This is a genomic window from Nocardioides convexus (genome assembly GCF_011090295.1).
The window spans coordinates 1,119,349-1,137,168 of sequence record NZ_JAAMYA010000001.1 but is presented as its reverse complement, the minus strand read 5'-3'; the positions used below and the strand labels follow the sequence as shown (position 1 = coordinate 1,137,168).

Genomic DNA, 17,820 nt, shown 5'->3' with positions numbered 1-17,820 from the left:
CTCCCCGTCCCGCTCAGCCGCGCAGGGCCTCGACCGCGACCCGTGCAGCGTGCCCGATCGCCAGGCTCCGCCTCCATCTGCACCGCGGCCGGCACCGCGGAGCGGGTGAGCACGGCGACCGCGACCCGCTCGCCGGTGCCCAGGCTCGACCACGCCGGCCTCGTGGCGCAGGTCCAGGAAGGTACCGGTCTTGGACCGCACCCGCACCTGGTCGCTCACGAGCTCGACGGCGAGGCGGTGCCGGACGAGCCTGGTGGCCGAGCATCTCGCGCAGCCGCTGCGCGACGCCGGGCGCGCCGACGCCGTCGGTCCAGACCCGGTCGAGCAGGGTGACCAGGGACCGGGCGGTGCCGACATTGGCCCGGGCCGGGTCGAGCTCGTCGATGACGTGCCCGCCGCCCGGCGTACGGCCCCCGCCGGTGAGCGCGAGCCCGGCCGCGGTGACGGTTCCCGAGGTGCCGTAGATCGCCCGCATCGGGTGGCGCAGCACGATCTCCGGGAAGCCGAGCGCGACGATCCGGGCGGCCACCTCGTCGCGGCCGAGCCGGTCCAGGAGCAGGTCGGTCGCGGCGTTGTCGCTGACCGCGAGCGCCAGCCTGCAGCAGGTCCTCGGCGGCGACCCGGCTCGGGTGGCGGAAGGCGGCGACGCCGGTCGGGCCGCTGGTGGTGACCTGCGGGTCCAGACTCGAAGGGCTCGGCCGGATCGAGCTCGCCGCGGGCGAAGGCGTCGAGGACGACGAGGGCGACCGGCAGGCTTCACGACCGAGGCAAGCGGCCACAGGCTCGTCGGCGCCGAAGCCGAGCTCCTGCCCGGTCCCGAGGTGGCGGGCCAGCAGCGAGCCGGTGAGCCCGACCGCGGCCCACTCGCGCTGGATGTCGGCGACCTGCGCCGCGTGCTCAGGACGCATCGCGGGCCGCCGTCCCGCCGAGTCCCTCGGCCAGGCGCCGGACCAGCGCGCGCTGCTGGTCCGGGTCCACGCCGGCGCCCTCCAGCCGGTAGCCGCGGACCAGGGGAGCGGCCAGCGGCGACCAGGCGACTCCCTCGCGGCCGGCCTCGGCCGCACTGGCGAGCACCACGTCGTCCCACTCGTGCACGCGGGTCCAGGCCTCCGTGCCCGGCGTGCCGACGACGACCTGGTCCGCGCGCAGGCCGGCGGCGAAGGCGGCGGTGCGCAGCGGGTCCCGGACGGCCGGTACGTCGTCCTCGGCGAGCAGGTGCACCGCCCGCGCCGGAAGGCTCGCGCTGGCGCACCGGCCGGCGCAGCCCGTCGAGGTGGAAGGTGCGCGGCGGCCGGGAGTCGACGTGCGCGATGCCGAGCGGGACGAGCACGTCGGCGGCGTCGGGCGCGGCGGGGAGCAGCGCCAGCGCGGCGGCTCCGGTGCGCAGCGCGGTCTCGCGGGCGGGCGGGTCGGCGACGGCGAAGCCCACGCGGAGGCCGGGCAGCCCGCGCCGTACGGCGGCCCGGGAGGCCGCCGCCACTCCCTCCGGTACGGCGACCACGAGGCCGCCGGCGTCCCCGAAGGCCCGCTCGATCCGCTCCACCCCGGCCAGCACGTCGTCGGCCAGCGGCAGCAGCCGCTCGCCCTCGGCGGTCAGGTCCACCTTGCGCGAGGAGCGCCGCAGCAGGCTCACCCCGAGGTGCCGCTCCAGCGCTGCCACCCGGCGGCTCGCGACCGGCTGCGGCTGGCCGCACGCCTCCGCGCCGCGGGTGAAGCCTGCGCTCGTGAGCGACCGCGCTGAACGTGCGCAAGGACGCCACGAGATCCATGCGGGAAACATACAGATCCGGCATGAATCGGGGCGCGTCTGTCTTGGTCCGGCAGGACCGGCAGGGGTCATCGTCGCGTCATGACTCCCCACTCTCGGATCACTCGCCGCTCGGCGCTGGGCGGTGCGGCGGTGCTCACCGGCACCGTCGTCCTCGCCCGTCCCGCGGCCGCCACCGCCGACGCCGTCGGCGCCATCGACGCCGTGCGTGCCGTCGAGGCCCGCCACCACCGCCGGGTCGGGCTCTACGCCCGCAACCTGCGCACCGGCCGGGTGCTCGCGCACCGCGCCGACGAGCGGTTCGCGCTCTGCTCGACCTTCAAGACCTTCGCGGTCGGCGCCCTGCTCGATGGCCGCCTGGTCGCCCCCGACCGGCACGTGCTCGACCGCCGGGCCTCCTACCCGCCCTCGCTGGTCCGGGGCGAGTCTGTGGGCGCCGGCGACCCGGCGCTGGCTGGCCGAGGGCCACGACCCGACCTTCGCGGAGGTGTGCGAGGCGGCCCTGCGCGACAGCGACAACGGCGCCGCCAACCTCGTGCTCCAGCGAACTCGGCGGCCCGGAGGTCGTGACCGGGCTGTTCCGCGACCTCGGCGACCGGACCAGCCGGGTGGACCGCTGGGAGCCGGACCTGAGCGGCTACGCGCCCGGGCAGGAGAACCGACACCAGCACCCCGCGCGCGCTCGGCACCAGCCTCGTGGCGCTGCTGCAGGGCCGGACGCTGGCCGGCCGTGAGCGCGCGCGGCTGCTCGGCTGGTTGCGCGAGACCCGGACCGGCTCGCCGTTCCGCACGGTGCTTCCGGCGGGCTGGACGATCGCCGACAAGACCGGCTCGGGGGACTGGGCGACGCGCAACGACGTGGGGATCGCGTGGTCGCCCGGCGGCGTACCGGTCCTGGTGAGTTCGCCTGACCCGTGCCGACGATCCGGACGCCGACCGGCTCGACGCCCCTGTCGCCGAGGCGTTCACGGTGGCCCTGGAGGCGCTGCGATGAGCGTACGGATCGCCGCCCTGGAGGAGCGGCACGCACGCCGGATCGGGCTGTACGCCCGCAACCTGCACACCGGCCGGGAGAACCAGCCACCGTCCCGACGAGCGGTTCGTGATGTGCTCGACGTTCAAGGTCCTGGCCGCGGCGGCCGTGCTCGACGGACGGCTGGTCACGCCGGACGCCCAGGTGCTGCGGCGCCGGGCGAGCCTGGCCGCCGTCGCTGGTGGAGGGCGCGGGCTACGCCGTGCGGATGCAGGCCTGGCAGGACGCGGGCCACCGGCCCCGGGTCGCGGAGGTGTGCGAGGCGGCGGTGGCCGAGAGCGACAACGCCGCCGGGAACTGGCTGCTCGGGCTGATCGGCGGGCCGGCCGCGATCACCCGGCTGGCCCGCGACCTCGGCGACCCCGTCACCGCGCTGACCCGCTGGGAGCCCGACCTCAACCAGTGGGTGCCGGGCGCCACCCGGGACACCACGACGCCGCGCGCCCAGGGCAGGAACTACGCCGCCCTCCTGCTCGGACGCGCGCTGGCTCCCTCGGACCGCCGGCGCCTGCACGCGTGGATGACGGCCAGCACGACCGGCGCGGCCGCACTGCGAGCGGGGCTGCTGCCGGGCTGGACGATCGCGGAGAAGACCGGCTCCGGCGACTTCGGCGCGCGCAACGACGTGGGCCTCGCCCGCACCCCGGACGGCGCCCCGGTCGTGATCAGCCTGCCTGACCCACGGCCTGCGCGGCACCGATGCCCCGCTCGATGCCGCGCTGGCCGACGTGGGCCGGGTGTGCGCGCAGGTGTTGGGGTGAGCGCGCCACGATGGGGGACATGAGTGAGCCCACCCCGCCCCGCCGACTCCGGCTGATCATCGAGGCCGACGACTTCGACGACGCCGTGCGCTACTTCCGAGACGTCCTCGGCATGCCCGAGCAGGCCGCCTTCGCCACGACCGGCGACGACCGGGTCGCCATCCTGCACGCGGGCCTGGCGACCCTGGAGATCGCCAGCCCCGCGCACGCCCGGGCGATCGACGAGGTCGAGGGTGCGCCGCCCACGGCCGGTCCGACGCTGCGGATCGCGATCGAGGTCGACGACACCCAGGCGGCGCTCGACGCCTCGACCGCGGACGGGCGGCCGCTGATCGCGCCGGCCGTCGAGACGCCCTTCCGCTCCCTCAACGGGCGGGTGCAGGGTCCGGCCGGATGGCAGGTGACCTTCTTCCAGGAGCTCGAGACGCTCGAGGAGCGCAGCGCGCGCGACGGCTTCGCCACCGACGACGAGCGGCCCTAGTTCGGCGACCAGCGGGTGCGCGCGACCTCGGTCGCGGGCAGCGAGGTGATCACGTTGATCGCCCGCAGGCTCCGCGCGGAGCAGGTCGGTGACCAGCACCAGCCGCTCGGCGGTGTCGGTGGCCTCCAGCAGCCTGCTGACGCTCGCCGAGAGGGAGCGGCGAGCAGGCCGCGAGGGTCCAGGACAGGAACGACGGGTCCTTCGGCGGCTCGCCCTCCAGCGGGTCGCCGGCGATCTGCCGCACCACCTCGCGGTACGCCGCGAAGGTGCTCCGGGCGCGCTCCACCGACTCGACCGGTACGTCGACGGGCGGCTCCGGCAACGCCTGCACCTCGCCCATCGGGAAGGTGTCGGTCGTGCGGAGCCGGTCGAGCCTGGATCCGGTCGCGGCCCACGGCCACCACGTCGAAGGTGCCGTCGGGGTGGGCCTCGACGTCGGTGAGCCTGCAGCCGCACGCCGACCCGGAAGAGCGACTGTGCTCCGTGGTCGCCCACCTCGTATCCCTCGCGGATCGCGACCGAGCCGAACACCCGCTCGGCCGGGTCGGGGATCCGGAGCAGGTGGTGGACCAGGGCGCGGTAGCGGTCCTCGAAGACGTGCAGCGGCATGCTGACCCCCGGGTAGAGCACCGCGTTGAGCGGGAACATCGGGAGCTCGTCCGTCACGGGTTCAACCTAGTCCCCGCCCGGTCGCGGACGCCGCGATCAGCCCGGCGCGCCCTCCGCGCTCGCCTTGATCCCGGCCAGCGTCGTGCGCATCCCCGCGCGCAGGCTCGCCGTGAACTGCTCCTGGCCGCCGAGGTAGCCCTCCGTCAGCCCCAGTGACAGCGGGGAGATTCCCTCCGGGGTGGCCCGGCGCTGGTGCAGGACGGTGCCGCCGTCCTCGGCCGGCTCGAGGGCGAAGGACCAGACCGACCAGTTCTCCTCGATCCGGAAGGCCAGGCGCCGCTCGGGCTCGTGGTCGACGACCTCGCCGTGGGTGATCCAGGCGAGTCTCGCCGTGCACGTTGCGGTTGGTGAAGCGGGTGCCCGGGCCCGTCGTACCGGGCTCGGCGAGGCGGGTGGAGTCGACCTGGGGGCTCCAGGCGGCCATCCGGGTGAGATCGCCGACCAGCGCCCACACGGCGGCGGGGGAGGCGGCGATCGTGACGTGCTCGTGGAGGTCCACACGCGTCCCTTCGAGATCAATGCGACCGATCGGTCGTAGATTGGGCAGCCTAGCAGACTTTGCGACCGGTCGGTCGGGTATCTTCGGCTCATGAGCGACGGACGACGCCGGCGGGGCGACCGGACCCGGCAGCGCGCGGCACGCGCCGCGGCCGAGCCTGGCGACGGTCGGTGGCCTCGAGGCGATCACAGTCGGTGGCCTCGCCGAGGCGACCGGCGCCAGCAAGAGCGGCCTGCTCACCGTCTTCGGCAACCGCGAGGAGATCCTGCTCGCCGCCGTCACCGAGGCCCGCGACCTGTACGTCGAGCACGTGATCGCCCCCGCCTGGCCGGCGGCCGCGGGCGCGCCCCGGCTGCACGCCCTGCTGGCGCAGTGGGTGGCGTACCTGCGTGCCGAGGTCTTCCCGGGCGGCTGCTTCGTGGCGAGCACCTCGGCGGAGTACGGCCATCGCACCGGCCGGGTCGCCGACGCCGTGCGCGCGCTCAAGCGCGAGTGGCTGGACCTGCTGGAGCGCGAGCCTGGCGACCGCGGGCGCCGCCGACCCGGCCGAGGCGGCGTTCCGGATCGACGCCTACCTGGTGGCCGGCAACACCCGTCGTGAGTTCTACGGCGACGACACGGCCCTCGAGGTCGCCCACCGGCTCGCTGCCGCGGTCGTCCCGGCAGGCGTCACCGGCACCGGGCGGAGTGCCCCGCGCCCGTAGAATCGGGGACATGTCCCTCATCCGCCGCATCGACCTGCGTGACGCCGGCCCCGACGTCGACTACCGCGCAGCCGTGCCCCGTGCCGACTTCGACATCGAGGCGGCGGTCCCGGCGGTGCATGCGATCTGCGAGGAGGTCCGCACCCGCGGGCTGGACGCGATCGTGGACTTCGGCGAGAAGTTCGACGGCGTCCGGGTCGACGACATCCGCATCTCCCCGGCGGCGCTGCGGACCGCGCTCGACGAGCCTGGACCCCGGCATCCGTGCCGGGCTGGAGGAGTCGATCCGCCGGCTGCGGGCGACCTGCGCCAACGAGCCTGGAGACCGACGCGGTCACCGAGTCTCGCCCCCGGCGCGCGGGTGACCCACCGCAAGATGCCGGTCGGCCGGGTCGGCCTCTACGTCCCCGGCGGCCTGGCGCCGCTGGTCTCCAGCGTGCTGATGAACGTCGTGCCCGCGCAGGTCGCCGGCGTGGAGTCGATCGCGCTGGCCAGCCCGCCGCAGAAGGAGTTCGGCGGTTCGGTGCACCCCACGATCCTGGCCGCGTGCGCGCTGCTCGGCGTCGAGGAGGTCTACGCCGTGGGCGGCGCCCAGGCGATCGCGATGTTCGCCTACGGCACCGGCCCCTGCAGGCGGGTGGACCTGGTGACCGGCCCCGGCAACATCTGGGTGGTCACCGCCAAGCGGATCCTCAAGGGCCAGATCGGCATCGACTCCGAGGCCGGCCCGACCGAGATCGCGATCCTCGCCGACGACACCGGCGAGGCGTCGTACGTCGCCGCGGACCTGATCAGCCAGGCCGAGCACGACCCGCTGGCCGCCTCGGTGCTGGTGACCACGTCCGAGCGGCTGGCCGCCGCGGTCGAGGGTGAGCCTGGAGACCCAGGTCGCCGCGACCAAGCACAGCGAGCGGATCACCACCTCCCTCGCCGGGCAGCAGTCCGCCATCGTGCTGGTGCGCGACCTCGAGCAGGGCCTCGACGTCGTCAACGCCTACGCCGCCGAGCACCTGGAGATCCACACCGAGGACGCCGCGGCCTGGGCCGCGCGGGTGCGCAACGCCGGCGCGATCTTCGTCGGCCCGCACGCCCCGGTCAGCCTCGGCGACTACTGCGCCGGGTCCAACCACGTGCTGCCGACCGCCGGTTGCGCGTGCCACTCCTCGGGGCTGTCGGTGCGCGCGTTCACCAAGTCGGTGCACGTCGTGGACTACTCCGAGGCCGCGCTGCGCGAGGTCGCGGGTCACGTGGTGACCCTTGCCGAGGCCGAGGACCTGCCCGGCCACGGTGCCGCGGTCACCGTGCGGGTGGCCCGATGACCTGGCCGCCGCTGCGCGAGGAGCCTCCAGGGCATCGAGCCGTACGGCGCGCCGCAGCCTGCCTGTCGACCAGGTCCCCGTCCAGACTCAACGTCAACGAGAACCCCTACGGCCCGTCGGCCGCGTGCGTCGCCGACATCGCGGCGGCCGCGGGGGAGGCGGCCGCGACCCTGAACCGCTACCCGGACCGGGAGTTCGTGGCGCTGCGCCAGGCACTGGCCTGGTACCTCTCCCGCGACACCGAGGCCGGCATCACGCCTGAGCAGGTGTGGGCCGCCAACGGCTCCAACGAGGTCATGCTGCAGCCTGCTGCAGGCCTTCGGCGGGCCGGGCCGCACGGCGCTGAGCCTTCGCGCCGACGTACTCGATGTACCCGGAGTACGCCCGTGACACCCACACCCGATGGGTCGCCGGGCACCGCGCCGAGGACTTCTCGATCGACCTCGACGCCGCGCACGACCTGGTCAAGACCGAGCAGCCGGGCGTCGTCCTGCTGCCCAGCCCCAACAACCCGACCGGCACCGCGCTGCCGCACGACGCGATCGGCGTACTCTGCGAGGCGGCGGGGGACGGGCTGGTCGTCGTCGACGAGGCCTACGGCGAGTTCCGGCGCACGGGGGTGCCGAGCGCGCTGGATCTCTTGCCGACGTACCGCAACCTCGTGGTGACGCGCACCATGAGCAAGGCCTTCGCGGGCGCCGGGCTGCGGCTGGGCTACCTCGCTGCGGCGCCAGAGATCTGCGACGCGATCCGGGTGGTCCGGCTGCCGTACCACCTCTCGGCCCTCACCCAGGCCGTCGCGCTGGCGGCGCTCAAGCACGCGCCCGAGCCTGCTCGGCCGGGTCGACGAGCCTGCGCGCCGAGCGGGACGGGCTGGTCGCGTGGCTGCGCGCCGAGGGGTACGACGTGGCCGACTCGGACGCCAATTTCGTGTTGTTCGGGCGATTCGCCGACCGTCATGCTGTCTGGCAGGGTCTCCTCGACCGGGGAGTCCTGATCCGGGAGACCGGGCCGGACGGCTGGCTGCGGGTCTCGGTCGGCACCCCGGACGAGATGGCGGCCTTCCGGGCCGCACTGCGAGAGGTCAGCACTGAAGTGAACGGAGAGCGCGCATGAGCCGCACCGCACGCATCGAGCGGCAGACGAGCGAGTCGAAGGTGCTCGTCGAGGTGGACATCGACGGCACCGGCCGTCACGACATCTCCACGGGTGTGGGCTTCTACGACCACATGCTCACCGCCTTCGCGCGACACTCCCTGGTCGACCTCACCGTCCAGACCGAGGGCGACGTGCACATCGACGCCCACCACACGACCGAGGACACCGCGATCGCGCTCGGCCGGGCGCTGCGCGAGGCGCTGGGGGACAAGAAGGGCATCCGCCGCTTCGGCGACGCGACCGTCCCGCTGGACGAGGCGCTCGTGCACGCCGTCGTGGACGTCTCCGGCCGGCCCTACTGCGTGCACACCGGCGAGCCCGAGGGACAGCAGTACGTCCAGACTCGGCGGCTCCGGGGTGTCGTACCTCGGCTCGCTGACCCAGCACGTCTTCGAGTCGATCGCCTTCCACGGGCACTTCGCCCTGCACGTGCGGGTGCTCGCGGGCCGCGAGCCGCACCACATCGTGGAGACCCAGTTCAAGGCCTTCGCCCGGGCCTTCCGCGACGCGGTCGCGCTCGACCCGCGCGAGACCGGGATCCCCCTCCACCAAGGGTGCTCTGTGACGGGTCCTTCCGTCGTCGTCCTCGACTACGGTTCCGGCAACCTGCGCTCCGCCGTCCGCGCGGTCGAGCGCGCCGGTGCCTCGGTGAGGTTGACGAGCGAGCCTGGACGCGGCGATGGAGGCCGACGGCCTGGTGGTGCCCGGGGTCGGGGCCTACGAGGCGTGCATGCGCGGCCTGCGGGCGATCCGCGGCGAGCGGATCATCGCGCGCCGGCTCTCCGGCGGCCGGCCGGTGCTCGGCATCTGCGTGGGCATGCAGGTCCTCTTCGACAAGGGAATCGAGCACGGCGTCGAGACCGAGGGCTGCGGCGAGTGGCCCGGTGTCGTCGAGCGGCTGCAGGCGCCGATCGTGCCGCACATGGGCTGGAACACCGTCGAGACGCCGCCCGGCACCCGGCTCTTCGCGGGCCTCGAGGACGAGCGCTTCTACTTCGTGCACTCCTACGGCGTGCGCGACTGGACGCTGGTCACCAACGACCGCACGCCCGACAGCCACCAGCCGCTGGTGACCTGGGCGGAGACGGGATCGGTGGAGGGGGCGGGCGACCGCTTCGTCGCCGCCGTCGAGAACGGACCACTCTGCGCCACGCAGTTCCACCCGGAGAAGTCGGGGGACGCGGGCGCCCAACTGCTGAGGAACTGGGTGACTTCACTGTGACTGCCTATCTGGGTCTGCTGCCCGCCGTGGACATCAAGGGCGGCCAGGCCGTCCAGGCTGGTGCAGGGCGTCGACGGCTCGGAGAAGCGTTTCGGCGACCCGATCGAGGCCGCCCTGCGCTGGCAGGAGGCCGGTGCGGAGTGGCTGCACCTGGTGGACCTCGACGCCGCCTTCGGGCACGGCGAGAACCGTGCCCTGCAGGCCGAGATCGTCGGCCGGCTCGACATCCAGGTCGAGATGAGCGGCGGCATCCGCGACGACGACTCGCTGGAGGCCGCGATGGCGACTGGCTGCCGGCGGGTCAACATCGGGACCGCCGCGCTGGAGCAGCCCGAGTGGTGCGCGAAGGCCATCGCGACGTACGGCGACCGGGTGGCGGTGGGCCTCGACGTCCGCGGCCGCACGCTGGCCGCCCGCGGCTGGACCCAGGAGGGCGGCGACCTCTACGAGACGCTGGCCCGGCTCGACGCCGAGGGCTGTGCCCGCTACGTCGTCACCGACGTCAACAAGGACGGCATGCTGCAGGGCCCCAACCTGCAGGCTCCTCCAGGACGTCTGCGCCGCCACGTCGCGCCCGGTCGTCGCCTCCGGTGGCGTCACCACCCTCGACGACATCCGGGCGCTGATGGACCTGGTGCCGATCGGCGTCGAGGGCGCGATCGCCGGAACCGCGCTCTACACCGGCCAGTTCACCCTCGAGGACGCGCTCGCGCTGACCAAGGGCGGGCTCGTATGACCCTCGCCGTCCGGGTGATCCCCTGCCTGGACGTCGACGGCGGCCGCGTCGTCAAGGGGGTCAACTTCCAGGACCTGCGCGACGCCGGGGACCCCGTCGAGCTCGCCAAGCCTGTACGACGCGGAGGGCGCCGACGAGCCTGACCTTCCTCGACATCTCCGCCTCCCACGAGGGCCGGGCAACGACGATGGAGATCGTCTCCGCCACCGCCGAGCAGGTCTTCATCCCGCTCACCGTCGGCGGCGGCGTCTCCTCCGTCGAGGACGTCGATCGCCTGCTGCGCGCCGGTGCCGACAAGGTCGCCGTGAACACGGCCGCGATCCGCCGGCCCGAGCTGGTCGCCGAGATCGCCCAGCGCTTCGGCAACCAGGTGCTCGTGCTGTCCGTCGACGCGCGCCGTGTCGGCCCGCACGGGCCGGCGACCGGATCGGGCTTCGAGGTCACCACCCACGGCGGGCGTCAGTCCGCCGGCATCGACGCCGTCGAGTGGGCGGTCAAGGCCGCCGAGTACCGGCGCGGGGGAGATCCTGCTGAACGCCATGGACGCCGACGGCACCACCGACGGCTTCGACCTGGAGCCTGATCCGCGCCGTGCGTGCCGAGGTCTCCATCCCGGTCATCGCCTCCGGGGGCGCCGGCGCCGTCGAGCACTTCCCGCCCGCCGTCGCGGCCGGCGCGGACGCCGTGCTCGCCGCCACCGTCTTCCACTTCGGCACGCTGCGCATCGCCGACGTCAAGCAGACCCTCGCCGGCGCGGGCGTGCCCGTCCGCTGAGCGGGTAGGAGGCGGCCATGACCTACCAGCCGTACGACCCGGCCGGCGCCGCTCCCGCAGCCGTGCCCGGTGAGGACCCGCTCGGCAGCGCCGGCCCGTGGCGCGTCCTCGTGGAGTACTCCAACCAGGGCCAGGCCAAGCCCGCCACCATCGTGCAGATCGGCCGCACCCTCCACGCCGACCGCTCGAACGCCCTGCTGGCAGCCCGCCGTGCGGCCTTCGAGTACGACCCGCCCGACCCCTGGTCGCCGAAGAGCCGCGAGGTCTTCCGCGACGGCCCTGACGGGTTCCTGGTGATCATCGAGGGCGCGACCTCGACGTTCCACATGAGCGTGCGGATCGTGGCTCCGGTCGCCGAGAGCCTGAGCCACGACGACACGGCGTCCCGCACCGAGCCGGTGGGGGACGCCGTGTCGCTCGCGCGCGGGCTACTTCTGCCAGCCGACCGTCTCGGGGAGCGGTGTCGCGAACAGCGTGCCGCCGATGTTGGCGAGGCCGCGGGACACGCCGTAGATCGAGGGGCCACTGAACAGTGGGAGCGAGCCGTAGAGCGCCAGCGCCTTGCGCTCGACGACATTGGTCTGCTTCAGCCTGCTCGGCCAGGTCGGGGATGTTCGCGAGTGCGGCGATCTCCTTGTCGAGCTCCGGCGTGCCGGTGCCGGTGATGTTCTCGTCGCTCGTCGAGCCGTAGGTCGGGAACATGTAGTGCGCCGAGAACGGGTCGGTGAGCCGGTTGCCGGCGAGGAAGATGTCGTACTTGCGCCCGCTGATGACCGCGTCGAACTCGCTGTCGGCGACGGTCTTGATCGTGAGCTTGATGCCGACGGTCTTCAGGCTGGGCGGCCAGGGCGTTGGCGGTGGCCTTCTCGAGCGGGTCGTCGCCGATCAGCGTGTAGGTCAGGTCCAGCGGCTCGCCGTCCTTCTCCCGGATGCCGTCGTCGCCAGGCTTCCATCCGGCGCCGTCGAGCAGGTTCTCCGCGTCGGCCGGGTCGTGCGGGATCACCTTCGAGACGTTGTCCTCGTAGCCCTTCTGGAAGGAGAAGACCACCGACGAGCCCGGCAGCGGCTCCTTGTAGTCCAGGCCCTGCAGGTTGATCGCGGCGATCTGCTTGCGGTCGACGGTCTCCAGCACCGCCTTGCGGACGTCGATGTCCGAGAGCAGCGGGGACTTCGCGTTGACGTAGAAGTAGTACTCGAAGGGACTGCCGGACTTGCGGACCTCGGTGCCGGAGACCCCGGAGATCTGCTTGAGCCCCTCGGCGTCACTGGCGCTGACGTAGTCGAGTCTCGTGGTTGCGGAAGGCGTTGATGGTCGCCTGCGAGTCGTCGCCGAGCCCGACGTAGACCCGCTTGTCGAGCTTTGCCGCGGCGCCCCCACCACTTCGGGTTCCGCTCGAACACGGCGTCACCCGTCTGCTGGTTGTAGGCTCTTCACCACGTAGGGACCGGCGCCCCACTGCGGCTGCACCTTCTTGAGGTACGCCGTGTTGAACGTGCTCGCGTCGGCGGCGGCCTTGGGGTGGAGCAGCGTGGTGAACAGGGCCGACCAAGCGGGGTTCGCGCCCTTGAGCCGATCACCGCCTGCCGGTCGCTCGTGCCGGCGTGCACGGACGTGATCTGGGCGTAGGAGAGGGGATCGGTGCCGACGTAGGCCTTGTCGGAGCCGTTGTTCGCCTTCCAGGTCGCCTCGACGGCGCGCCAGTCGATCGGCGTGCCGTCGTTGAAAGCCGCCTTCGGGTTGATGTCGATCGTCACCGTCTGGTTGCCGCCGGCCGTGGTGACCTTCACCTTGCTGAAGTAGTCGGGGTTGTACTGCACCTCGCCGGTGGGCGAGTAGGTGATGGTGTCGGCGTTGTACCAGAACCAGAACCGCTGCGCGCTGAGGTTCGCGTCGGCCTGGAACGGGTTGCCCTGCTCGAAGACCGAGCCTGGCACGCGCAGCGTGCCCCCGTCCTTGACCTTGTCGTAGGGCTGCGGGTTGTAGTCGACGGCGGCCGAGGCGGCCGTGACGCCGGACGAGGTGTCCTGGTCCCCGGACTTGTCAGCGGTGCAACCAACCAGACCGAGGGTGAGGGCGGCGGCCGTGAGGGCCACCAGCCCGCCTCGCTGGTTCCTGAGAGCGGTGCGCATTCGTGTTCATTTCCTTCCTGGGTGGACGACACCGGTCGGTGCCGGATCGGGCTGCGCCGCGGACGCTCCGGCAGGGGAGGCGTCCTCGGTGGCGTGGCACGCGGCGTGGCTGCCCGCCCCGGTCTCGGCGAGGGCCGGGCGCTGGAGGCGGCACCGGTCCTGGACCGGCGCGGGCAGGGTCGGTCGCAACGGGCACCGGTCGGCGAACACGCAGCCCGGCGGGAGTCGTGCGGCACTCGGCGGCTCGCCGGTGAGCACGATCCGCCGCCGTGACCGCTCCCGGGCCGGATCGGGGATCGGCACCGCCGACAGCAGGGCCTGGGTGTAGGGATGCCGTGGGCGGGTGAAGATCTCGTCGGCCGAGCCGCTCTCGACGATGTGACCGAGGTACATCACCGCGACCGAGTCGGCGATGTGGCGCACGACTGCGAGGTCGTGGGCGACGACCAGCAGGGCCAGCCCGAGCTCGTCGCGCAGTCGCGCCAGCAGGTTGAGGATGTCCGCCTGCACCGAGACGTCGAGGGCCGAGACCGGCTCGTCGAGCACCAGCAGGCGGGGCCGGGTCGTCAGGGCACGAGCGATGGCCAGCCGCTGGCGCTGACCGCCCGAGAAGGCGGACGGGAACCGGTCGAGCGAGTCGGGCGAGAGCCCGACCAGGCTCGAGCACCTCCGCGACCCGACGCCGCGTGGTCGCGGCGTCGTGCCCGGTCGCACGCAGGGGCTCCGCGAGGAGGTCGAACGCGGGCAGCCGCGGGTCGAGTGCGCCGGCGGGATCCTGCATCACGATCTGCACCGACTGCCGGAGGCGCCGTCGCTCCTGGCGCGTGGCCACGGTCCCGGCCCCGTTGCCGAGGATGGTGATGGTGCCCGCCTCCGGCCGCTCGAGGCCCAGGATCTCCAAGAGGGTGGTGCTCTTGCCGGAGCCCGACTCGCCCACGAGGCAGAACGTCTCGCCCGCGTGGACGGTGAAGCCCACGTCGCTGACCGCTGCGAGGGTGCCGACCCGGCGCCGCGTCAGGCTCCCGCGCGTGATCGGGAAGGTACGCCGAAGACCCTCGACGCTCAGCACGACCTCGGCCCCGGTACGGCGCTCGGGCGGCGTCGTGGCCTCGGCCGTGAACACCTCGCCCGGTGAGCGGCCGAGCACCTCGCCGGTGTGCAGGCACGCCGCTTCGTGCCCGGGCCCGACGGGTGCGAGCGCCGGCTCGGTCTCGAGGCAGGAGGGGGTCTGCAGCGGGCAGCGAGGCGCGAACGGGCAGCCGGTCGGGGCGACCAGCGAGGACGGCGGATCGCCGTGGATCGGCGCCAGGCTCCGCGCGCGCCGGGCGCTCGGGGTCAGGGACGGACCCGAGCAGGCCGAGCGTGTACGGCGCGGCCGGAGCGGCGAAGAGGTCCTCGACGCCCGCGCGCTCGACGACACGGCCGGCGTACATGACGGCGACGTCGTCGGCGTGGCCGGCGACGATCCCCAGGTCGTGGGTGATCAGGAGGACCCCGGCGCCGGTCTCGGCCTTGGCGACCTCGAGCACCTCGAGGATCTGCGCCTGCACGGTCACGTCGAGTGCCGTGGTCGGCTCGTCGGCGATGATCACGTCGGGGTCGTTGGCGATGGCCAGCGCGATCACGACGCGCTGGCGCATCCCGCCCGAGAACTGGTGCGGGAAGTCGCGGGCGCGAGATCGAGGGTCCGGGATCCCGACGAGGTCGAGCAGACTCGACGGCTCGCTCCCACGCGGCCTTCCGGGAGACCGGCGTGTGCACCCGCACCGCGTCGGCCAGCCTGACGGCCAATGTTGAGGATGGGGGTCAGCGCGGAGAGCGGGTCCTGGAACACCATGCCGATCCGCGCACCGCGGATGCGTGCCATGCCTCGCTCGTCGAGGCCCAGCAGGGGCTCGCCGTCCAACCGGACCTCGCCGGATGTCCGGGCGCCCGGCGGGAGCAGGCCCATGATCGCCGTGGCCGTCGCGGACTTGCCCGAGCCCGACTCGCCGACCAGCGCCAGGGTGCGACCGCGGTGCAGGTCGAGGTCGACGCCGCGCACGGCGGCGACCGGGCCGTGCTCGGAGGCGAAGCCGACCGTGAGGTCCCGCACGGTGAGGAGGGGTGCGCTCATCGTCGGCCTCCCGCCGAGGACGTGGGGTCGAGGGCATCGCGCAGCCCGTCACCGATGAGGGTGACCGACACGGTGAGCAGGACCAGCAGGACCGAGGGGACGACGAAGAGCCAGGGTGCCGACGTCACGCTGTCCGAGCCGTCGGCGAGCATCGACCCCAACGACACGTCCGGGGTCTTCACCCCGAAGCCGAGGAAGTCTCAGCGACGTCTCGCTCAGCACGGTGCCGACGACGCCGAGCCCGAGGTTGACGATGAGCAGCGCCCCGAGGTGGGGTACGACGTGGCGCAGCACGATCCGCCACGGCGCCACCCCCATGAACTCCGCCATCCGCACGTAGTCCCGTTCGCGCAGCGAGGTCGAGACCGACCACACGACGCGGGCCGTGAACATCCAGCCGAACAGGGTCAGCACGCCGATCAGCACGCGCCAGTCGCCGCCCACACGGTTCGAGACCAGCGCCAGGATCAGGAACGACGGCACGACCAGCAGGAAGTGGACGAGGGTCAACGCCCACCGCTCGGTACGTCCACCCAGGTACGCCGCACCGGCGCCGACGACCGTCGCGATCAGCAGGGTCAGCACCGACACGCTCACCGCGATGATCAGCGAGCGGCCCAGTCCGTGGGCGGCCTGCGCGAACACGTCGTTGCCTCCTTGCGTCGTCCCGAGCCAGTGCTGGCTGCTCGGCGGCTGGGTCAGGGCGAGGAAGTCCTGCTCGTCCCACGCCCACGGCGTCATCAGGTGTCCGAGGGCGGCGTACAGCACGAGGAGGCCGAGGATGCCGACGCCCGCGAGCGCGGCCCGGTTGCGCGCGAACCGGCGCGCGTAGAGCCGGCGGCGGCCGAGGCGCACGTCGACGAGTGCGCCGGGGTTCGTGAGGTCCATCGCTCAGGCTCACCCGGACCCTCGGGTCGAGCAGCACCGTGGCGAGGTCGGCGAGGATGGCGCCGACGGCGGTCATCAACGCCCCGAACGCAGCCACCGCGACAACGCCGTGGACGTCGTTCTGCGCGATCGTCGAGGTGAAGTAGGACCCCATGCCCTGCCAGCCGAACACCGTCTCGGTGATGATCGCGCCGGTGAACACGGCCGGGATCGTGAACGCGACCGACGTGGCGGTCGGGATCAGCGATGCGCGCAACGCGTGGCGCCGGATCGCCTGGGCGCGGGTGAGCCCGGTCGCCCTGGCGGTCCGGACGAAGTCGGCGTTGAGGGTGTCGAGGAGGAGCGAGCGCTGGGTGAGGTGCCAGCTGGCGTAGCCCACCACCACCAGGTTCAGGGTCGGCAGGACGAGGTGGTCGACCCGGTCGACGACGCTCGGCCACCAACCGGTGACGCCGACGGTGCTCGCGCCGGCGACATGGAGCACGGTGTGGCCGACGAGGTTGTTGAGCCAGACGGCGATCCCGACCAGCCCGAGGGCGCTCACCGCGCTCGGGATGTTGTAGAGCACGACCGAGATGCCCTGCGTGAGGCGATCGGCGGCGCCGTACTGGCGGCTTGCGGTGTGCACCCCCAGCGCGATCCCGAGCAGCATCGACACCACGGTGCCGACGAGGACCAGCTCGCCCGAGGCCAGGACGCGGTAGCCGAGCTCGTCGTTGACGCGCACGCCCACCGGGGAGGTGCCCCAGTCGAAGTGCAGCACGACGTTGCGGAGCCAGAACCACCACTGGTGGAACACCGACCAGCCGGGGTCGAGCCCGAACGGGTGCAGCGCGCTGGCGACCTGCTCCTCGGACGGCCGCGGCCGCTTGTCCCGGTAGTTGGATCGCGGGTCCAGGAACCAGCCTGGCGAGGAAGAACGTCGCGTTCGTGGCGACGACGATCATCGCCAGCCAGCCGAATGCCTTCCTGGCGACGTAGCGGATCAAGGCAATTCCTCTATCTAGTTGACTGACTCACTCGACTTTTCACAGTCAATCATGCCCGCGCGCCACCGCGCCAGTCGACCGTGCGGCCGCCGCTGACGGGCCCCCTCAGCCCTCCCAGCCCGGCGGGCGGTGCACCTTCGGCAGCCTTCCCCACCACCGCCCGGTACGACGCGTCGACCGCCTCGAGGAGCTCGTCGTCCGGGATCGCTCCGGCCAGCGCGAGGTTGTTCCAGCCCGAGCGGCCGATGTAGGGCATCACGCTCGCGTCGTCGGGGTAGCGGTGCAGCCACTCGTCGGCGACCTCGCGGGTCGCGCCGGCCTTGACGCCGACGTGCTCGGCACCGAGGAACGCGAAGATCTTGGCGCGCTCGCCCTCGCCGACCTTCACCACCGGGTACTCGTGGTCCCAGGGGTTGTCCGGCCAGGCCCCGGGCTTGGCGAGGCAGTGCTCCAGCAGGGCGTTCACGTCCACACGGCGACGATATCCACCGGCGCATCCACCGGCGCGCGGATCGGCGAGGCGCGTGCACGCGCCGTCGGCGAGGTCGTTGTCCCCGGGTCGGAATAGGCTCG

The 17,820-nt window shown here is 73.2% G+C and carries 18 protein-coding genes and 11 pseudogenes; 15 read left to right on the top strand and 14 right to left on the bottom strand.

Going from position 1 to position 17,820, the window contains the following annotated elements; genetic code table 11:
- Positions 1-13: 13 nt before the first annotated feature.
- Complete coding sequence (locus G5V59_RS08385) at positions 14-1,780, bottom strand: serine hydrolase (RefSeq protein WP_278256154.1); 1,767 nt, start codon at positions 1,778-1,780, stop codon at positions 14-16.
- A 69-nt stretch (positions 1,781-1,849) separates the two neighbouring features.
- On the opposite strand from G5V59_RS08385, the gene G5V59_RS08380 reads away from it, so the two are divergent.
- From G5V59_RS08380 to G5V59_RS08360, 5 genes are read left to right on the top strand one after another with little or no spacing between them, the layout of a single operon-like run.
- Positions 1,850-2,338 carry a serine hydrolase gene (locus tag G5V59_RS08380; protein WP_278256153.1) on the top strand — a complete coding sequence of 163 codons (489 nt, stop codon included), beginning with the start codon at positions 1,850-1,852 and terminating at the stop codon, positions 2,336-2,338.
- Entirely contained in the window at positions 2,335-2,502 is a 168-nt protein-coding gene (locus G5V59_RS08375) for a hypothetical protein (RefSeq protein ID WP_278256152.1), read from the top strand. Before G5V59_RS08380 ends, G5V59_RS08375 begins: the two co-directional genes overlap by 4 nt.
- Positions 2,465-3,115: a serine hydrolase gene (locus G5V59_RS08370; RefSeq protein ID WP_278256151.1), complete on the top strand. Its 651-nt coding sequence runs from the start codon at positions 2,465-2,467 to the stop codon at positions 3,113-3,115. The genes G5V59_RS08375 and G5V59_RS08370 overlap by 38 nt, the downstream gene beginning before the upstream one ends.
- Entirely contained in the window at positions 3,010-3,585 is a 576-nt protein-coding gene (locus G5V59_RS08365; protein WP_341350884.1) for a serine hydrolase, read from the top strand. Before G5V59_RS08370 ends, G5V59_RS08365 begins: the two co-directional genes overlap by 106 nt.
- Positions 3,582-4,043: a VOC family protein gene (locus G5V59_RS08360; RefSeq protein WP_278256149.1), complete on the top strand. Its 462-nt coding sequence runs from the start codon at positions 3,582-3,584 to the stop codon at positions 4,041-4,043. The genes G5V59_RS08365 and G5V59_RS08360 overlap by 4 nt, the downstream gene beginning before the upstream one ends.
- Positions 4,044-4,092: 49 nt before the next feature.
- Here the strand turns inward: G5V59_RS08360 and G5V59_RS08355 are convergent, their stop codons facing one another.
- From G5V59_RS08355 to G5V59_RS08345, 3 genes and pseudogenes are all read right to left on the bottom strand, one after another.
- Positions 4,093-4,383, bottom strand: coding sequence for a hypothetical protein (locus G5V59_RS08355; RefSeq protein WP_278256148.1), 291 nt, complete (start codon positions 4,381-4,383; stop codon positions 4,093-4,095).
- 155 nt (positions 4,384-4,538) lie between these two features.
- Positions 4,539-4,652 (bottom strand): annotated as a pseudogene (locus G5V59_RS08350) (peptidase S16); the annotation flags it as partial.
- 61 nt (positions 4,653-4,713) lie between these two features.
- Positions 4,714-5,211: an SRPBCC family protein gene (locus G5V59_RS08345; RefSeq protein WP_278256147.1), complete on the bottom strand. Its 498-nt coding sequence runs from the start codon at positions 5,209-5,211 to the stop codon at positions 4,714-4,716.
- Between the two features lie 310 nt (positions 5,212-5,521).
- Between G5V59_RS08345 and G5V59_RS08340 the strand changes: the two genes are divergently transcribed.
- The 10 genes and pseudogenes from G5V59_RS08340 (at position 5,522) to G5V59_RS08290 (ending at position 11,789) form a co-directional block, all read left to right on the top strand.
- Positions 5,522-5,812: a hypothetical protein gene (locus tag G5V59_RS08340; RefSeq protein ID WP_278256146.1), complete on the top strand. Its 291-nt coding sequence runs from the start codon at positions 5,522-5,524 to the stop codon at positions 5,810-5,812.
- Positions 5,790-5,915 (top strand): hypothetical protein, encoded by a 126-nt coding sequence (locus G5V59_RS08335; protein WP_278256145.1) that lies wholly within the window; start codon positions 5,790-5,792, stop codon positions 5,913-5,915. Before G5V59_RS08340 ends, G5V59_RS08335 begins: the two co-directional genes overlap by 23 nt.
- Positions 5,916-5,925: 10 nt before the next feature.
- Positions 5,926-6,729, top strand: a pseudogene (gene hisD, locus G5V59_RS08330) (histidinol dehydrogenase); the annotation flags it as partial.
- 55 nt (positions 6,730-6,784) lie between these two features.
- Positions 6,785-7,234, top strand: coding sequence for a histidinol dehydrogenase (locus G5V59_RS08325; RefSeq protein WP_278259723.1), 450 nt, complete (start codon positions 6,785-6,787; stop codon positions 7,232-7,234).
- Positions 7,231-8,350 (top strand): annotated as a pseudogene (locus G5V59_RS36150) (histidinol-phosphate transaminase). The gene G5V59_RS08325 and the pseudogene G5V59_RS36150 overlap by 4 nt, the downstream one beginning before the upstream one ends.
- Positions 8,347-8,947: pseudogene (hisB, locus tag G5V59_RS08310) on the top strand (imidazoleglycerol-phosphate dehydratase HisB); the annotation flags it as partial. The pseudogenes G5V59_RS36150 and hisB, both read left to right, overlap by 4 nt.
- Positions 8,948-8,953: 6 nt before the next feature.
- Positions 8,954-9,614: pseudogene (gene hisH / locus G5V59_RS08305) on the top strand (imidazole glycerol phosphate synthase subunit HisH).
- Positions 9,611-10,350, top strand: a pseudogene (gene priA, locus G5V59_RS08300) (bifunctional 1-(5-phosphoribosyl)-5-((5-phosphoribosylamino)methylideneamino)imidazole-4-carboxamide isomerase/phosphoribosylanthranilate isomerase PriA). Before hisH ends, priA begins: the two co-directional pseudogenes overlap by 4 nt.
- A pseudogene (gene hisF, locus G5V59_RS08295) lies at positions 10,347-11,124 on the top strand (imidazole glycerol phosphate synthase subunit HisF). The pseudogenes priA and hisF overlap by 4 nt, the downstream one beginning before the upstream one ends.
- A gap of 17 nt (positions 11,125-11,141) precedes the next feature.
- Positions 11,142-11,789, top strand: coding sequence for a hypothetical protein (locus G5V59_RS08290; RefSeq protein WP_278256144.1), 648 nt, complete (start codon positions 11,142-11,144; stop codon positions 11,787-11,789).
- On the opposite strand, the gene G5V59_RS08285 is transcribed toward G5V59_RS08290, so the two are convergent.
- From G5V59_RS08285 to G5V59_RS08240, 10 genes and pseudogenes are all read right to left on the bottom strand, one after another.
- On the bottom strand, positions 11,711-12,502 hold the full coding sequence (locus G5V59_RS08285) for an ABC transporter substrate-binding protein (protein ID WP_278256143.1): 792 nt from the start codon (positions 12,500-12,502) through the stop codon (positions 11,711-11,713). The two genes, G5V59_RS08290 and G5V59_RS08285, sit on opposite strands and share 79 nt — an antisense overlap.
- Before the next feature lie 53 nt (positions 12,503-12,555).
- Complete coding sequence (locus tag G5V59_RS08280; protein ID WP_278256142.1) at positions 12,556-13,218, bottom strand: hypothetical protein; 663 nt, start codon at positions 13,216-13,218, stop codon at positions 12,556-12,558.
- Between the two features lie 42 nt (positions 13,219-13,260).
- The gene (locus G5V59_RS08275) at positions 13,261-13,800 is read right to left on the bottom strand and encodes an ABC transporter ATP-binding protein (protein WP_278259720.1); all 540 of its coding nucleotides are present in this window, start codon (positions 13,798-13,800) and stop codon (positions 13,261-13,263) included.
- Between the two features lie 36 nt (positions 13,801-13,836).
- Positions 13,837-13,968: pseudogene (locus G5V59_RS08270) on the bottom strand (peptide ABC transporter ATP-binding protein); the annotation flags it as partial.
- 16 nt (positions 13,969-13,984) lie between these two features.
- A pseudogene (locus G5V59_RS08265) lies at positions 13,985-14,674 on the bottom strand (oligopeptide/dipeptide ABC transporter ATP-binding protein); the annotation flags it as partial.
- Between the two features lie 205 nt (positions 14,675-14,879).
- A pseudogene (locus G5V59_RS08260) lies at positions 14,880-14,948 on the bottom strand (hypothetical protein); the annotation flags it as partial.
- A 146-nt stretch (positions 14,949-15,094) separates the two neighbouring features.
- Positions 15,095-15,370: pseudogene (locus G5V59_RS08255) on the bottom strand (ATP-binding cassette domain-containing protein); the annotation flags it as partial.
- Entirely contained in the window at positions 15,367-15,552 is a 186-nt protein-coding gene (locus G5V59_RS08250) for a hypothetical protein (RefSeq protein ID WP_278256141.1), read from the bottom strand. The pseudogene G5V59_RS08255 and the gene G5V59_RS08250, both read right to left, overlap by 4 nt.
- Positions 15,549-17,057 (bottom strand): ABC transporter permease, encoded by a 1,509-nt coding sequence (locus G5V59_RS08245; RefSeq protein WP_278256140.1) that lies wholly within the window; start codon positions 17,055-17,057, stop codon positions 15,549-15,551. Before G5V59_RS08245 ends, G5V59_RS08250 begins: the two co-directional genes overlap by 4 nt.
- 239 nt (positions 17,058-17,296) lie before the next feature.
- A complete protein-coding gene (locus G5V59_RS08240; protein WP_278256139.1) occupies positions 17,297-17,713 on the bottom strand; it encodes an MmcQ/YjbR family DNA-binding protein in 417 nt (138 codons plus the stop codon).
- Positions 17,714-17,820: the final 107 nt, after the last annotated feature.